Genomic DNA, 14,987 nt, shown 5'->3' on the forward strand with positions numbered 1-14,987 from the left:
TCGTGTTTAGAAAACGATTATTAAAAAATATTATTTTAGGGCTTGCTTTCGGTGTGATAGGGGGCTTTGCTCTATCACAGCAAGTACAGGCAGCTTCTGGTACAGAAAAAGCGGATTTTGAAATTCAACCAATTATGCCCGACGGTCAAGTGGATACGAGTTTGAACTATTTTGATGTTAAGTTCAAACCGGGGACGACACATACCATTAAGATGCGCGTTCAAAATTTCACCGATAAGAAAATTACTATTAAGAATGAATTTCAAAATGGGATGACTCAAATGGGCGGCGATATGAAATTTCAAACGTCTACTAAGGGGTTGGATCCCAGTGCGAAGATTCCGTTAACAACAATTGGTGCTGTTCGAAAATCAGATCGTGTGCTTCATTTAGGACCACAGGAAACAACGGTGATTCAAGCGGAAATTAAGATGCCGGAAGAAAACTTTAACGGTATGATTTCTGGAGGTTGGCATTTTATTGAATATCGTGATAATAAAACATCTGATCAAACGATTTCGAGTAATTACGCTTATATGATTAGTGTTGTTTTACGGGGATCGCACTATAAGGTGTACCCAGAATTAAAATACGATTCCACTAAGCCGATTTTGTATAATAACCGACCTGCGATGGGGATCAAGCTCCGTAATCCGCAGCCGATGGTTTTGAAGAACGTACATTTTAAAGCGGTTGTGTCGAAAAAAGGGATTTTCTCTGATAAACGCCTTTATGAAAAAGAAGGTTCAAGTATTGCGCCTAATTCATCTGTGACCCTGCCAATTTCATGGGAGTATAACAACATGAAGGCTGGAACGTATCAAGTTTCGGTTAAAGTAACTGGGGAGAACCTCTGGAATAAGTTGCCGATGTCTTGGACGTTTAAAAAAACATTAAAGGTATCGAAGGAAGCAGCTGCTAATTTAAATAAGCGCTCAATTCAACGACCAACTAATAAATGGTTGTATATGATGGCAGCTAATGGGGTTTTATTATTGGTTGCAGCATATGGTCTTTATAAAGTTATTAGGATTGGTTAATGCCATGCGGAAATACTGGCGTTATGTATTAATAACGACCATGCTGGTTGGCATGGTACTGACACTAGGAGTTGGGCAAGTACAGGCGGCTAAAAAGAAGAGTACCATTAAGCTTCCAGCAGCTAATAAAGCGACATTTATGTTGATGCCAGAATTGCCGAAGGACAATATTGGTGGTAAACGGTTAGGTTATTTTAACTTACATGTTAAGGCTAACCAGACAAAAACGGTTCGAATTAAGGTTTATAACCCAACTGAACATACAATTAATATTTATGGTCAGGTCAAAGATGCGACAACTAATGACAATGCATCGGTTGATTATCTTGGTTCTCATTCGATTGACAAACACCTTTTGAAGAAACCAGGAAGCCAGTTGGTGACTGTTCCTAAAAAAACAAGTTTGCCAGCAGGTGCCACTAAACGGATTACCATTAAGATTAAAACAAATGACAGTTTTAAGGGGACTAAAGCGACGGCGATTAATCTAAGTGCTGACCAATTTAATCAAAAATCAGCTATTAAAAATGCTTACCGGTATGCGATTGGGTTAATTTTGAATGATCAACAGGTGCAAAAGCGAGACTATCAATACTTGCAGTCACCGTCGATTAAGACGCGTTTCACTAAAGCCGGCCAGGCAGCGATTAGTGTCAAAATTAATAATCCTGATCCGATGTATTTAGAAAAGGCAAAAATTAAAATCAAATTGCAGAATCAGAAATGGCAATTTATCCAATACACAACAACTGTCAAAAATGGCAAGATTGCACCAAATACGAGTTTCTATGTTGATCTATTGCTTGGGGGGAAGCGGTTGGTGCCAGGGACATATAGTATGACCTTGACAACGCAAAATAATCAGTATGCTAAAACGCTGCATAAAGATGTTTTGATTACGACTTCGCAAGCCAAATATATTAACAGTTTAAATGCGGCCTATCTTAGAAATCGTAATTGGATTCTAGGTGGGGTAGCGGTTGTGTTAGTAATAATCGGTGGTATTTTGGTCAAAGTATACCGAGTTAGAAGACGAAAGAGGGATCTCCATGCAAAGAATGGTAAATAAATTTGGTTATAAAAAGACGAAATGGGGTATGATTGCGCTAGTAACGATACTATCAATCACGCTCATTGCAACTGGCATCATGGCAGCTCTTGTTTACCATAGTTATAACGTCTATACGACGATTACAATGTAGTTGTTGGACGGGTTTTAAACGCACTACACAAAAATGGTTATAAACACTAAAAATTATATTGACTATATATAATATTAGTGATATAATAAAAAGAATTTTATGGGCTAAAAATTCTAGGGAGGAATTTCTCATGAAATTCACAAAATTAACAAGCTCAGTATTAGCTGGCGCAACATTACTTTCAATCTTAGCTCCAACAGCAACATTCGCTGCTACATCAACAACTGGTTCAAACGATGCTGCTTCAAATGACAATGGTGGCACAAAATTACCACAAACTGACAAAACAGTTGCTGGGATTTCATTTGGTGATAACAGTGACAATGGTAACACTGGGTACTTACGTCTCCAAATGGTACCTCACACATTAGATTTTGGTAACCATAAACTTTTAGATGATACAAAATTAGACTTTACTGCTGATGGTAAGAATACATCATTACCAACAAATAACCTTAAAGCAAGTTATGAAGGTGGTAAAACTAACGAAACAGTTATTTTAAATACAAAAGATAAGGATTTATCAAAAGTTGAAGGTACTGCTTGGGCAACCGTTGTTGACAAACAAGTAACCCGTAAAGATTCTCAAAGCAATACTGCTAACCCTAATAATACAACTGATCCAACAAGTGATTTTTATGAAGGGACAACTTCAAAAGCTGGTTCATGGACATTATCAGTTAAATCGGTAGATGCTTTAACAGCTATGGATAATGCTGATCCTTCAAAACCAACTTCTGAAACAATCACGGGTGCTAAATTATCATTTGACAACACACAATACGGTCAAACACAACAAGTAGCGGAATTAACAAAGGATACACAAGATGCTACGTATACATCTGATTTAGCTAAGGTTACACCAGCACCAACACCTGCAGCAGTTTCATCAATCAATTCAAGTTTCTCAACACCATTAGCTGTTGGCGGTACAGATATTAAAGTTGCTGAAGCTAAAGATGGCGAAGGCCAAGGTGCTAACGTCTTTGGTTGGGCACCATCAAACATCAAGTTAACAATGCCTGCAGGTGCAGAAGTTACAAATGCTATCTACAAAGCTAACTTAACATGGACATTAAGCTCAACAGTTGCATAAAAAAACTTTAATCCAATCTGAAACAGATTAGACTAAAGCTCTTAAATAAAGATATTCGTAAAAGTGGTCGGTAGTTTGCCTTCGAAAACCAACTGCCGGGCACTTTTACATACATAGCTATCATAACACGGAAGCAGGTATTAAATGAAGGTGCCTAGGCTTAGGAGGAACAAAATGGCAGAGCAAAATGAAATTCTAAGTATCAGTGAGTGGTATCTTGACGCCCAACGAAAGATTAGCCAGTTGAACAAAGCGAGTGAAGAATATGGCTTAACCTACGATCAGTTCCTTGTTTTGGAGCAGATTATTGAACTCGGTAATAACCGACCTGGGCAAATCGCAAAGAAATTTAATACGTCACCACCTGCCGCCTCACGTAAGTTGAATGCTTTACAAAATAAGCACTATATAATGAAGGCCCACAACATAGATGATGATCAACGGACAGTGCAGCTCGAGGTAACCAGAGAAGGTAGAGAGAAATATACTGCATTGCGCAAGGTATTGTATCAAATTGGTTAATCGCTAAAAAAGCCATTCATTTTTATGAATGGTTTTTTTGCTATCTATTATAGGAAGGAGGGTTGCTACTTTTCTGAAAATTGACTAAAATAGAAATAATGATTTTGTGAAGTAAGAGGAGAAACAATGACACAACGCTATCGAGTAACGGTTGCCTATGATGGGACTGATTTTGCTGGCTTTCAAGTTCAGCCTAAGCAACGCACAGTTCAAGGTACCTTGGAAAAAGCCTTAACTAAGATGAGTAAGGGCGCCGATATTCAAGTTTACGGTTCCGGCCGAACAGACTCTGGCGTCCACGCTATGGGCCAAGTTGTGCATTTCGACTATCCGACTGCACTACCCGCTAAAAGCATGCTACGGGCCTTAAATAGCCTCTTACCGTTAGATATGGAAGTGGTTGATAGCCAATTGGCGGATGATGCTTTTCATGCTCGCTTTTCAACAGTTGGCAAGCGTTATCTGTACCGGGTTGATCTCGGGCATTACACCAATCCGTTTAAACGGCGTTATACGGGTCACTATCCTTATCCAATCGATGTTGAGCGGATTCAAGCGGCATTACCCGATGTGATGGGGACGCATGACTATACGAGTTTTGCGGCCGCTGGTGGGGTCATCAAGGATAAGGTGCGTACCATCTACGAAGCAACTGTTGTCTATAATGAAGCTGAGAATGAACTCGTTTTTGAGTTTCACGGGAATGGTTTTTTATATAATATGGTCCGCATCTTAGTGGCCACTTTATTGGAAATTGGTAACGGTCGGCGTGATGTGCATGACTTTTTACGATTGTACGAAGTCAAGGATCGGCAACAGGCGCGCTCAACCGCGCCAGCAAGCGGTTTGTATTTAAAAGAAGTTTATTATAAATAGACTGGAAATATATGAGATTCGATTGACTTAATCAAGAAATTACGGTACTATAGTATCTGGTATTGTTTGCCCCACGATAGGCCCCGGAAACTTATTGAGTGTCAAACAAACACAGAATATTGGAGGAATAAATCGTGCGTACAACTTACATGGCTAAACCAGGCGAAGTAGAACGTAAATGGTATGTGATCGATGCAACAGATATTGCATTAGGTCGTCTATCAACTGTAGTCGCTTCTATCTTACGCGGTAAAAATAAACCAACATTTACACCTAACGTTGATACAGGTGATAACATCATCGTCATCAACGCTGAAAAAATTAAATTAACAGGTCGCAAAGCAACCGACAAGTTATATCATCACCATAGTAATCATCCTGGTGGTTTGAAAACTCGTACTGCTGGCGAAATTCGTGAAAATAACCCAGAACGTTTAATTGAAATGTCAGTTAAAGGGATGTTACCTAAGAACTCATTGGGTCACAACCAATTCTTGAAGTTACACGTTTACGCTGGTGGCGAACACAAACACCAAGCACAAAATCCAGAAGTCTTAGACATTACGGACATTATTTAAGGAGGAAACTATAGTGGCTCAAGTAACTTATAACGGTACAGGCCGTCGTAAAAACTCAGTAGCTCGTGTACGTTTAGTACCAGGTACTGGTAAAATCACTATCAACAACAAAGACGTTGTTGATTACATTCCATTTGCTAACTTGATTTTAGATATGAAACAACCTTTAACAATTACTGAAACATCAGATAGCTATGATATCTTGGTAAACGTTAATGGTGGTGGATTCTCAGGCCAAGCTGGTGCAATCCGTCACGGTATTTCACGTGCCCTATTGACAGTTGACCCTGACTTCCGTCCAGCTCTTAAGAGTGCTGGCATGTTAACACGTGACCCTCGTATGAAGGAACGTAAGAAACCAGGTCTTAAGAAAGCTCGTAAAGCTTCACAATTCTCAAAACGTTAATATCAATCCGATATTATTCGGTTTTGCAAAACACCCCACAACTCTTGGTTGTGGGGTGTTTTTTTGTTTAGAAATACTCATTAGTCATTAAATGATTAGTAAACGCTAAGAATCATTGCGGACGGTGCCATCTTAACAGATAATAGTAAAGAAGTAAGTCGAAAAAAATGGGGGAAGTAATTGTGAAGCGTAAAGTATGGATAATTGTCATTATAGTGTTATTAGTAATTATTGGTGGTACTTGGGGTTACACCAGTTTTCAAAAACAACACAAGGAAGCACAAATCGCTAAGCAATTGGATACTATTCAGACAGAAGTGAAGGCTTTTAATCGAGTTAAGAGTGATTCGCAAAAATTAACAACCTTGAAAAAGATGGTGTCCTCAGCTGATCATTATCACCAAAAAGCTAATCAGAGTACTAAAGTTAACAAAGCTTATCAATTAGCCATCTCAAAGGCGCAACAATATTTTAAAGATCAAAATCAACAAGTTTTAAAAGCAAATACGATTCAGGACAAATCAGTGAGTGATGCAACGATTCAAACTAAGAATCGTCGATTGAATGGCTTATTAACGACTATTAAGGACCAAGGAACAACCATTTATACCAAACCGGCGTTGAAAAAAATTACTAATCAAGTGCAAAAGACAATCAAGGCTAATCAGCAACAAGCGACTGAACCGGCAACTTCATCAGTTGCGACAAAGCAGGTAATCACTCAATAAGAGAAGAAGTCTACGGCGATGGCGTTAGATGAAATTAAAGCTGGTAACTATCAAAGTTTATTAGGTGATTGGCAAGAAGTCGCAGTTTCATTCAATCGGCATGATGGTAAAGGTAATATTTGGCAATCAGGGAGTCAGGGCGGAAAACTGGATATTACTGCTGACCAAATTAAAAATGGCGCAATGACAATTGCCGGAAATACGTTGAATGATGGTAACGACTCGCATGAACTTGCCTTTGATGATAAGGCGGGCTATTTAACTGCTGATACTAGCGATGCAGCTGTTATTTGGAATATATCGTTTTATCCGGGAGGTGTAGATCTTACTAACTGGGGTGATGACGTACCAACGACAGTTGATTCAAAGCAAGACCGACTAGTTATCCGTAGTAGCAGTAATAATTATATTCAAGTCTTCCAAAAAAGTAGTACTAGCACGACGCAAGCGACGATTGATAAGGAACCAGTTGAATCTAAGCAATCAATGGCTTTAGATGAGGTTAAGGCCGGCAATTACAAGAGTCTAAATGGCACTTGGCAAAATGGCTTAGGAAATCAAATCGCGGTCAAAAATGAGACTATGCAATTTACAGATATTACGAGCAACAAGGAACCGGGGATAATCACTAGTCAACAATTAGACATTCCGGGTTCAGATGGACCAGATGGGACACCTAAAGAAGTATCATATATCGGAGATTCAACAATGAAAGCCTATAAACAAACACTTATAACTGGAGAATATGACGGTGTATTTTCTTTAAAAAGTACGTTGCCAGGCGCAATGTTATGTATCTCATTTTTACCAAAAGGAATGATGGGTGATTTATCTGGTGGTGATGTGAATAAAGACAAAATTGTTGCTGTTGGGACTCAAAATAGTCCAACGGCTGTCGGTGCTGAACAAGTCTATTACAAAATAAATTAATTAGCACCATAAAAAAGACCGTTCAAGTTTTAAACTTGAACGGTCTTTTTTGATGACCATCGCTTAACTTTGCACATAGACGTCAGTCAATGACATGTTACTGGTCCAGATGACAATCACGTTTTTCGAATTGGTGGTATTGACGGCTTCGAGGCCGTATTCGGTGCTAGTACCAACCGGATAGAAGGTGACAGACCAATTAATGGCAACTGAATCCGCTAATAGGGCGGCTAGGTGGCCATTAGTCGTTTTGAAATTGACTGGATGCAAACCGGCGTTGTCTTTTAAGCCAGCTTTGCTGAGCGTTATACTGTCTGATGTGAGTTGATTGTTGGTAATCGCTAAAGGTTTGGCATTGTCGATTGTCATTTCGCGACCTTTAGCTTGGCGACGACTTAACTGCCATTGACCGGCGATACTACTATAATCGCCCGCTTGGATCTGAGTGAGATTCATGCCAGTTTGCTTTGCCGGTGTTTGTGATGTTGTTGAATCACTTTTAGCGGTGGTGCTTTGGCTAGTCGTTTCTTTTTTGGCGACACGCGACGTTGTGCTGTGTGAGGCCGATTTTGGATGACTAGTTGAAGCAACCTTAGCGTTCTTATTGTGACTAGTTTGTGGGGCTTTTATTTGTGCTTGCCCACAGGCGGCTAACGTTAATATGGCTATGACACTCAAAATGACGGTTAAATGCTTCTGCATATTTCTAATACTCCCCCGAGTTAGATAATAACATGGTGATTATTTTTAATGCATGTTCTCTGATACCGGCAATATGTTTGACAGTATCGTGTTGAATTGTGTTCAATTAAGAGATAGACCTCGTTATAACATATTCTTTGTCATCTATTTCATGGTAACATGCTAGTGAGTGAATCGGATCGTTTGTCTTTATAATCATACATTCCTCCCAAGAATTTTACGATATTTTAAAGTCTGTTAAGCTGGTTGACGATAAGCTAGCTGTATTACTAGCATAACAGTCACTTTATGCTGTTAATAGTATCAATTAACCTCAAAAGTGTCAACGTAGCATGCACTTAATACATATAATACTCGTATATCGTTTTGCTACGCTAAACGGAGGGTTTAATTTTATGACAATTAATTTTTTTGGTGAGAGGTTGAAGGCGGTCCGTAAAGCAAAGCGGTTGACTCAACTAGAACTTTCACAACGACTGGGGGTCAGTAAGGGAACCGTTTCTGCCTATGAGCAAGGGCTATCATACCCATCCTTAGAAACGCTGGTCAGTATTTGTAGTATTCTTGATACGTCAGCGGACTACTTATTGAATATTTCTGATGATTTACCTTTTAAAATGGGTGGTTTAACGGACGAGCAAACTGAAAGTATTTTGAGAGTTGTCTCGTTGATTGAAAAAGCCAATGAAACCTTGAATGATTTAAATAAGAAGTAAGTCGCTATTATTCAAGAAAACACCTCATAACGGGCAGTTGTGGGGTGTTTTTTTAATTGCTCAAAAAGTCAGACTTCCGCTCGATAGACGAAGTGCGGTTCAATATTATATAATCAGCTTAAAGTAGCAGTGTCAGTTAATGAGATAAGGAGCGTGGCGTGATGAAAAAGTTATTTGATAAGCGGCAAGTGAATCAGGATGATAATCCAGAGTTCGATTCATTCTTTACGGAAGTGTTGCAGAAGTTACCACGACAATCAGCGGCGATTATTGCCAAGTCCTTCAACCAGTCTAAAGCATTGGCGGAGAAGACGATGGCCAAGAGCCGGACGCAGTTTGATAGCGTCTTTGCCGACTTCTTAGTGGGTGTTGACGATCAAAAACGGCAACAAGCCCATAATATTATTCATGCAGCCTCGTTAACAGCGGCGATTATTGGCTGTTCACCAATTCCATTTTCAGATGCTTTCTTATTAGTACCTGTCCAATTGACAATGATGGCCCGTTTGCACAAATTATTCGGCCAATCTTGGTCGGCGAGTCTTGGTAAAAGTTTGTCGAAGGAATTAGTTTTAGTTGGGTTAGGTCGCAGTGCTGTCGGGAATATTTTGAAGCTTGTACCAGTTGTCGGGACAGTCACTGGGGCAGCGGTTAACGCAACGGTTGCGATGTCGATCACCGAAGCGCTGGGTTGGTTGACGGTTAAAATGCTCAACGATGGCGAGGATATTTTTAACGACATGCTGTCCTTTAAAAATCAGTTCAAAACGTTGTTTGGGTTGTTACAAAGAAAGTAACGTGCTTCAATTGACAGTCATCACCGTTAATGATTTAATAAACCCATATCACTAGTTTCGGGAGGCTTTTTAAAATGGTAAAAGTATTAATCGTGCATACCAACATCACGCGGTATCAAGGCACAACTGATCCCACGGGTTTATGGTTGGGTGAGTCGGCAGAATTTGTCGCAGAAATGCAAAAGGCGGGCATCGACTATGACTTTATCAGTCCTAAAGGTGGTTTTGTGCCGCTTGATCCACGGGGGATGAAGTATACCGATGAAGCGATTTTGGAGATTTATGAACAACCAGATTACGTTCAACGCGGCTTAGTTGCCACATTGAAGCCTAGCGACGTTAATCCGGCTGATTATGCAGCGATTTACTATACAGGGGGCCACGGTGTGATGTGGGACTTCCCAGATAATGCCGAAATCCAAGCGATTGCGCGGGCAATTTATCAACAAGGTGGCTACCTGTCTTCAGTCTGTCACGGTATTGCAGGACTCTTGCAATTAAAAGATACAAAAGGTCAGTTTGTGATTGCCGGTAAAAAAGTGACCGGTTTTACAACAGCCGAAGAAGTGTTGGCAGGTAAGAAGAACGTCGTACCATTTTTAAATGAAGAAGTGGCCGCTCAAAATGGCGCCGAATTCACTAAAATGCGGGCGTATAAGTCATTCGCTGTCCAAGATGGCCAATTAGTAACAGGCCAAAATCCGTTCTCAGTCCGAGCAGTCACTGACTTATTAATTCCCGCAATTCAAAAATAATGGGTGCCGTAGTGGTGCAAATTATGTTAAGCTGATAGGAACAGAATAGTTGGGAGTATGAAAATGGATCAAAAGCAAAAAGAAAAAATGCAAGCCTTAATCGATCAAAAGAAGGGTGGCGGTAAGTCAAAACAAACTGACGTCGCTAAGAATGATCGGACAAAGATGCGTAAAGGCCCAAAGATTTTTACAGAAATTCACTGGTAATCGACTTGTCGATTACTATTTTTTTGCCCTAATTTAAAATTAATCTGCAAGACGACAGTATATGTCGCCAGCCTTTTTTATAATAAAACCACATTAGTTTAAATCGATATTGGGGGTTATTAAATTGGAAATAGGTGCATGGGCAGATTGGGTAAATGTAGTCGCAACAGCGATATTAGCATTAATTGCAGGTGTTTGGAGTTTTAAGAAGGGCTCACAGGTCGTATTGTAGAAGGGTTATCGATTGACAGCGGTTGGGATTAGCTTAAAATAAGCATATTATAGTTTATTCTAAGGTGATAGGAGTTTACCAATGTCTGATTTAATCGCACAAATGCAACACCATGTTTCTGTTCGGAATTTTGAAGCGACACCCTTGAGCGCTGAGGTAAAACAGCAATTAATTGCGGCGGCCCAGAGTGGTTCGTCATCTAACTTCGTCCAAGCTTTTTCAATCATTGAAGTGACGGACTTAGCGTTGCGCACCGAGATTGCGACGATTTCTAATAGTGCTAGCTACGTCAATCAGACCGGTACATTTTACGTTTTCGTTGCGGATTTGTATCGTCAAGCTAGCATGTTGAAAGCCCAGGGTCAATCTTTGGCCGGCATCCAAAATATGGAGGCCTTGCTAGTCGCGAGTGTTGATACAACGATTGCTGCTGAAGATATGGCGGTGGCTGCGGAATCATTAGGGCTCGGGATTTGTTATATCGGCGGGATTCGCAATGATATCGCGCGGGTGGCTGAGTTACTTGGGTTGCCAGAATATACAGTGCCCCTCTTTGGGTTAACCGTCGGCATTCCAAAGACCAAAAATCAGGTTAAACCAAGATTGCCACAAATTAATCAAGTGGCCCAGAACCAATATCCACGGGCGCAATTTGCGGATTTAAAACAATACGATCAACAAATCGCAGATTATTATGCCAATCGGGGGTCAAATCAACAACAGGCTGACTGGACAAGTAAGAATTTAGACTTTTTCAGTGCACCACGCCGTCCAGAAGTCGGGGCCTTTTTGAAGAAACAGGGGTTTACATTAGCATAAAAACCTATTTTTTTAACTTTTCTATATTAAGCATTTAAATTCATTTAGTAGGGATGAGTATGTGATGATATAGAAAAGGAGGATGATTAAGATGAAAGAAATCAATGTATTGGCTCCCAATGTCGAAAAGCTAAAAGATTTATTAGATGAATTTCCTTTTGAAATATTCTGCTTTTATATAACTATTTTTGAAAAAACATATAATGAAGCATATGAGGATAAAAAAATAAATATTTTAGATCAGAGAATGATTGATGTTGTTGAAAAAGCTCTTCAAGAAGATTCTAACTTTAAATTAAATGCTTTAAGGGTACTGGGGAAAGTAAATATGATAACGATAAAAAATTAAATCTGATAGTAAAAAGAACCCTGACACTAATTGTGTAGGGTTCTTTTTGACATCCCAGCGGCAAACTTCTATACTCAAAAATGAAACCGTTTTAATTTAAACTTGGAGGTTAAGTTTATGCAACCTAATATTCAATGGTTAGATACACCGGCCGTCTTCAGAGTGGGCCAATTGCCTGCCCACAGTGATCACCGTTACTATGCGACACTGGCCGAAATGGCCCAACAACAGAGTTCGTTTGAACAATCTTTGAATGGCACGTGGCAATTTCACTACAGTGTTAATGCGGCGAGTCGTCCTAAATCTTTTTATGAATTAGCATTTGATGCGCAAGATTTTGAACCAATCACAGTACCCCAACATATCGAATTGGCGGGTTATGAGCAATTGCACTACATCAACACAATGTATCCGTGGGAAGGGCATTATTATCGGCGTCCCGCTTTTTCAACGTCCGATGACAAGCAACATCTCGGCATGTTTAGTGAAGCCGATTATAATCCCGTTGGTTCATACCTGCACCATTTTGATTTAACGCCAGCTTTGAGAAATCAACGGGTCATCATTCGCTTTGAAGGGGTCGAACAAGCGATGTATGTTTGGCTCAATGGCCAATTTATCGGCTATGCTGAAGATAGTTTTACACCGTCTGAATTTGACTTAACCCCTTATCTTAAAGAAACTGATAATTGCTTGGCGGTTGAAGTGCATAAGCGCAGTAGTGCGGCTTTCATCGAAGATCAAGATTTCTTCCGCTTCTTCGGGATTTTCCGGGATGTTAAGTTATTAGCTAAACCCCGCACGCATTTGGAAGATTTATGGGTAATTCCCGAATATGACGTGGTACAACAAACGGGACAGGTGAAACTTCGCCTTCAATTTTCAGGAGATGAAAACCGAGTCCATCTACGCATTAGGGACCAACATCAAATCATCTTAACGGCCGATTTAACGAGTGGCGCTCAGGTGAACGACCTTTATAAGATGCCCGAATTGGTTCAAGCGTGGTCCAACCAAACCCCTAACTTATACACATTAGAGCTAGAAGTTGTGGATCAAGCTGGGGAAACGATTGAAATTAGTCAGCAACCATTTGGCTTCCGTAAAATTGAGATTAAAGATAAAGTGATGTTGCTCAACGGAAAACGGTTAGTCATTAACGGCGTTAATCGGCATGAATGGCATCCTGAAACTGGTCGGACAATTACGGCCGAAGATGAAGCGTGGGATATTGCCTGCATGCAGCGCAACCATATCAATGCCGTCCGAACATCGCATTATCCAGATCGGTTATCCTTTTATAATGGTTGCGATCAAGCTGGCATCTATATGATGGCTGAAACCAATTTGGAATCGCATGGTTCTTGGCAAAAAATGGGGGCGGTCGAACCTTCTTGGAACGTCCCAGGTTCATATGATGAATGGGAAGCGGCGACGCTCGATCGAGCACGAACCAATTTTGAAACGTTTAAAAATCACGTCTCAATTCTCTTTTGGTCATTAGGGAATGAATCTTACGCTGGTAGTGTTCTTGAGAAGATGAACGCCTATTACAAGCAACAAGATCCAACGCGCTTAGTGCATTATGAAGGGGTCTTCCGGGCGCCCGAGTATAAGGCGACGATTTCGGATGTTGAAAGTCGGATGTATGCGACACCGGCTGAGATTAAGGCTTATTTAGATAACGCCCCACAAAAACCATTTATTCTCTGCGAATATATGCATGATATGGGGAATTCGCTGGGTGGTATGCAATCGTATATCGACTTATTGTCACAATATGACATGTACCAAGGCGGCTTTATCTGGGATTTCATTGATCAAGCACTCTTGGTGACAGATCCAGTGACTGGTCAACGTGAATTACGCTACGGTGGCGATTTTGATGACCGCCCATCAGACTATGAATTTTCGGGGGATGGGTTAGTCTTTGCTACCCGCGATGAAAAACCAGCAATGCAGGAGGTTAGATACTATTATGGCGAACACAAATAAACGCTTAGCAGTGATCTTCGGAGATGTGACTTTAGGACTTAAAGGCCCTGACTTTCACTACCTCTTTTCGTACCAAACGGGTGGGCCAGAATCATTGCGGATTCAAGGTAAAGAATGGCTATATCGCTCACCAAAACCGACTTTTTGGCGGGCAACTACCGATAATGATCGCGGCAACCAATTCCCATTGAAATCGGGAATGTGGCTAGCTGCTGATCAGTTCATTGCTTGTCAGTCGATTACAGTGGCGATTGACGGGCAAACGATTCCGCTGCCAATTGCGCCCGAGAACAACCGCTATAGTGGTCGGGAAACGGCCCAAGAAGTGACGGTTACGTATACCTATCAAACAATTACGACGCCGCAGACGACGGTAGAAGTCAGTTATACGATTCAAGCCAGTGGTAAAATCCGTGTAGCGGTGACTTATCATGGGCAAGCTGGATTACCATCATTGCCAGTCTTTGGCTTACGCTTTGTCATGCCGACCCCAGCGACGCGCTTTATTTATCAAGGGTTGTCAGGGGAGACTTATCCAGATCGAATGGCTGGTGGGATTGCTGGCGAATACGAAGTCACCGGGCTACCTGTGACGCCTTATCTAGTGCCACAAGATTGTGGTGTGCATATGGCAACCGATTGGGTGACGATTTATCGGCAAGCGGTGCTGGATAATTGTTTGCACGAACCAGTCGAAACCGGCTTGAAGTTTAAGATGGTCGATCAACCATTTGCCTTTTCATGTTTGCCATATACCGCTGAAGAATTGGAAAATGCGACCCATCATTCAGAACTACCCGCACCACACCGAACAGTCTTAAATCTCTTAGGGGCCGTTCGTGGCGTGGGCGGTATCGATAGTTGGGGTAGCGACGTAGAAGTGGCCTATCAAATAGATGCGACGCAGGATCGCCATTTTGAATTTGAAATTTCGTTTTAAAAAGTAAAAAGAGTTGCGGCAAAAATCATTTTTGCCGCAACTCTTTTTTATTGTAAAGGGCTGTGGCGGGCGTCCTGTTTTCAAATCAGCTATAATA

Annotated in this window: 19 protein-coding genes; 18 read left to right on the top strand and 1 reads right to left on the bottom strand. The window is 40.8% G+C overall.

Annotated elements, in window-relative coordinates:
- Window positions 1-2: 2 nt before the first annotated feature.
- From LEUCM_RS03645 to LEUCM_RS03685, 10 genes are all read left to right on the top strand, one after another.
- Window positions 3-1,040, top strand: a complete 1,038-nt coding sequence (locus LEUCM_RS03645) for a WxLIP family cell surface protein (protein WP_016265713.1) — start codon at window positions 3-5, stop codon at window positions 1,038-1,040.
- Window positions 1,009-2,109 (top strand): DUF916 domain-containing protein, encoded by a 1,101-nt coding sequence (locus tag LEUCM_RS03650; protein WP_025015987.1) that lies wholly within the window; start codon window positions 1,009-1,011, stop codon window positions 2,107-2,109. Before LEUCM_RS03645 ends, LEUCM_RS03650 begins: the two co-directional genes overlap by 32 nt.
- Window positions 2,090-2,242 carry a hypothetical protein gene (locus tag LEUCM_RS09855; protein WP_011375417.1) on the top strand — a complete coding sequence of 51 codons (153 nt, stop codon included), beginning with the start codon at window positions 2,090-2,092 and terminating at the stop codon, window positions 2,240-2,242. The genes LEUCM_RS03650 and LEUCM_RS09855 overlap by 20 nt, the downstream gene beginning before the upstream one ends.
- Window positions 2,243-2,372: 130 nt before the next feature.
- Window positions 2,373-3,338: a WxL domain-containing protein gene (locus tag LEUCM_RS03655; protein WP_016265711.1), complete on the top strand. Its 966-nt coding sequence runs from the start codon at window positions 2,373-2,375 to the stop codon at window positions 3,336-3,338.
- A gap of 174 nt (window positions 3,339-3,512) precedes the next feature.
- On the top strand, window positions 3,513-3,860 hold the full coding sequence (locus tag LEUCM_RS03660) for a transcriptional regulator, SarA/Rot family (protein ID WP_016265710.1): 348 nt from the start codon (window positions 3,513-3,515) through the stop codon (window positions 3,858-3,860).
- Window positions 3,861-3,986: 126 nt separating this feature from the next.
- Window positions 3,987-4,736: a tRNA pseudouridine(38-40) synthase TruA gene (gene truA / locus LEUCM_RS03665; RefSeq protein WP_016265709.1), complete on the top strand. Its 750-nt coding sequence runs from the start codon at window positions 3,987-3,989 to the stop codon at window positions 4,734-4,736.
- 134 nt (window positions 4,737-4,870) lie between these two features.
- A complete protein-coding gene (gene rplM / locus LEUCM_RS03670; protein ID WP_011375413.1) occupies window positions 4,871-5,314 on the top strand; it encodes a 50S ribosomal protein L13 in 444 nt (147 codons plus the stop codon).
- A 13-nt stretch (window positions 5,315-5,327) separates the two neighbouring features.
- Window positions 5,328-5,720 carry a 30S ribosomal protein S9 gene (rpsI, locus tag LEUCM_RS03675; protein WP_016265708.1) on the top strand — a complete coding sequence of 131 codons (393 nt, stop codon included), beginning with the start codon at window positions 5,328-5,330 and terminating at the stop codon, window positions 5,718-5,720.
- Between the two features lie 182 nt (window positions 5,721-5,902).
- Window positions 5,903-6,448 carry a hypothetical protein gene (locus LEUCM_RS03680; protein ID WP_025015986.1) on the top strand — a complete coding sequence of 182 codons (546 nt, stop codon included), beginning with the start codon at window positions 5,903-5,905 and terminating at the stop codon, window positions 6,446-6,448.
- 18 nt (window positions 6,449-6,466) lie between these two features.
- A complete protein-coding gene (locus LEUCM_RS03685; protein WP_025015985.1) occupies window positions 6,467-7,378 on the top strand; it encodes a DUF6287 domain-containing protein in 912 nt (303 codons plus the stop codon).
- A 63-nt stretch (window positions 7,379-7,441) separates the two neighbouring features.
- On the opposite strand, the gene LEUCM_RS03690 is transcribed toward LEUCM_RS03685, so the two are convergent.
- Entirely contained in the window at window positions 7,442-8,080 is a 639-nt protein-coding gene (locus LEUCM_RS03690; protein WP_025015984.1) for a DUF6287 domain-containing protein, read from the bottom strand.
- A gap of 395 nt (window positions 8,081-8,475) precedes the next feature.
- Between LEUCM_RS03690 and LEUCM_RS03695 the strand changes: the two genes are divergently transcribed.
- The 8 genes from LEUCM_RS03695 (at window position 8,476) to LEUCM_RS03725 (ending at window position 14,890) form a co-directional block, all read left to right on the top strand.
- Window positions 8,476-8,796: a helix-turn-helix domain-containing protein gene (locus LEUCM_RS03695; protein WP_011375407.1), complete on the top strand. Its 321-nt coding sequence runs from the start codon at window positions 8,476-8,478 to the stop codon at window positions 8,794-8,796.
- Between the two features lie 161 nt (window positions 8,797-8,957).
- Window positions 8,958-9,593, top strand: a complete 636-nt coding sequence (locus LEUCM_RS03700; protein WP_025015983.1) for a YcjF family protein — start codon at window positions 8,958-8,960, stop codon at window positions 9,591-9,593.
- A gap of 74 nt (window positions 9,594-9,667) precedes the next feature.
- Window positions 9,668-10,348: a type 1 glutamine amidotransferase domain-containing protein gene (locus LEUCM_RS03705; protein ID WP_025015982.1), complete on the top strand. Its 681-nt coding sequence runs from the start codon at window positions 9,668-9,670 to the stop codon at window positions 10,346-10,348.
- A 63-nt stretch (window positions 10,349-10,411) separates the two neighbouring features.
- Complete coding sequence (locus tag LEUCM_RS09890; RefSeq protein WP_011375404.1) at window positions 10,412-10,555, top strand: hypothetical protein; 144 nt, start codon at window positions 10,412-10,414, stop codon at window positions 10,553-10,555.
- A gap of 313 nt (window positions 10,556-10,868) precedes the next feature.
- A complete protein-coding gene (nfsA, locus tag LEUCM_RS03710; protein WP_035146643.1) occupies window positions 10,869-11,606 on the top strand; it encodes an oxygen-insensitive NADPH nitroreductase in 738 nt (245 codons plus the stop codon).
- 91 nt (window positions 11,607-11,697) lie between these two features.
- Window positions 11,698-11,955 (top strand): hypothetical protein, encoded by a 258-nt coding sequence (locus tag LEUCM_RS03715; RefSeq protein WP_025015981.1) that lies wholly within the window; start codon window positions 11,698-11,700, stop codon window positions 11,953-11,955.
- 117 nt (window positions 11,956-12,072) lie between these two features.
- Window positions 12,073-13,950: a beta-galactosidase large subunit gene (locus tag LEUCM_RS03720; RefSeq protein WP_025015980.1), complete on the top strand. Its 1,878-nt coding sequence runs from the start codon at window positions 12,073-12,075 to the stop codon at window positions 13,948-13,950.
- Window positions 13,934-14,890: a beta-galactosidase small subunit gene (locus tag LEUCM_RS03725; RefSeq protein WP_025015979.1), complete on the top strand. Its 957-nt coding sequence runs from the start codon at window positions 13,934-13,936 to the stop codon at window positions 14,888-14,890. Before LEUCM_RS03720 ends, LEUCM_RS03725 begins: the two co-directional genes overlap by 17 nt.
- Window positions 14,891-14,987: the final 97 nt, after the last annotated feature.

The organism is Latilactobacillus sakei subsp. sakei DSM 20017 = JCM 1157, from assembly GCF_002370355.1.
Taxonomy (GTDB): Bacteria; Bacillota; Bacilli; order Lactobacillales; family Lactobacillaceae; genus Latilactobacillus; species Latilactobacillus sakei.

Bases quoted from the DNA above. Each gene is read 5' to 3' on its own strand.
- LEUCM_RS03650 (WP_025015987.1), top strand. From the start codon at position 1,009: ATGGTCTTTATAAAGTTATTAGGATTGGTTAATGCCATGCGGAAATAC.
- LEUCM_RS09855 (WP_011375417.1), top strand. From the start codon at position 2,090: ATGCAAAGAATGGTAAATAAATTTGGTTATAAAAAGACGAAATGGGGT.
- LEUCM_RS03655 (WP_016265711.1), top strand. From the start codon at position 2,373: ATGAAATTCACAAAATTAACAAGCTCAGTATTAGCTGGCGCAACATTA.
- LEUCM_RS03660 (WP_016265710.1), top strand. From the start codon at position 3,513: ATGGCAGAGCAAAATGAAATTCTAAGTATCAGTGAGTGGTATCTTGAC.
- truA (WP_016265709.1), top strand. From the start codon at position 3,987: ATGACACAACGCTATCGAGTAACGGTTGCCTATGATGGGACTGATTTT.
- LEUCM_RS03685 (WP_025015985.1), top strand. From the start codon at position 6,467: ATGGCGTTAGATGAAATTAAAGCTGGTAACTATCAAAGTTTATTAGGT.
- LEUCM_RS03690 (WP_025015984.1), bottom strand. From the start codon at position 8,080: ATGCAGAAGCATTTAACCGTCATTTTGAGTGTCATAGCCATATTAACG.
- LEUCM_RS03695 (WP_011375407.1), top strand. From the start codon at position 8,476: ATGACAATTAATTTTTTTGGTGAGAGGTTGAAGGCGGTCCGTAAAGCA.
- LEUCM_RS03700 (WP_025015983.1), top strand. From the start codon at position 8,958: ATGAAAAAGTTATTTGATAAGCGGCAAGTGAATCAGGATGATAATCCA.
- LEUCM_RS03705 (WP_025015982.1), top strand. From the start codon at position 9,668: ATGGTAAAAGTATTAATCGTGCATACCAACATCACGCGGTATCAAGGC.
- LEUCM_RS09890 (WP_011375404.1), top strand. From the start codon at position 10,412: ATGGATCAAAAGCAAAAAGAAAAAATGCAAGCCTTAATCGATCAAAAG.
- nfsA (WP_035146643.1), top strand. From the start codon at position 10,869: ATGTCTGATTTAATCGCACAAATGCAACACCATGTTTCTGTTCGGAAT.
- LEUCM_RS03715 (WP_025015981.1), top strand. From the start codon at position 11,698: ATGAAAGAAATCAATGTATTGGCTCCCAATGTCGAAAAGCTAAAAGAT.
- LEUCM_RS03720 (WP_025015980.1), top strand. From the start codon at position 12,073: ATGCAACCTAATATTCAATGGTTAGATACACCGGCCGTCTTCAGAGTG.
- LEUCM_RS03725 (WP_025015979.1), top strand. From the start codon at position 13,934: ATGGCGAACACAAATAAACGCTTAGCAGTGATCTTCGGAGATGTGACT.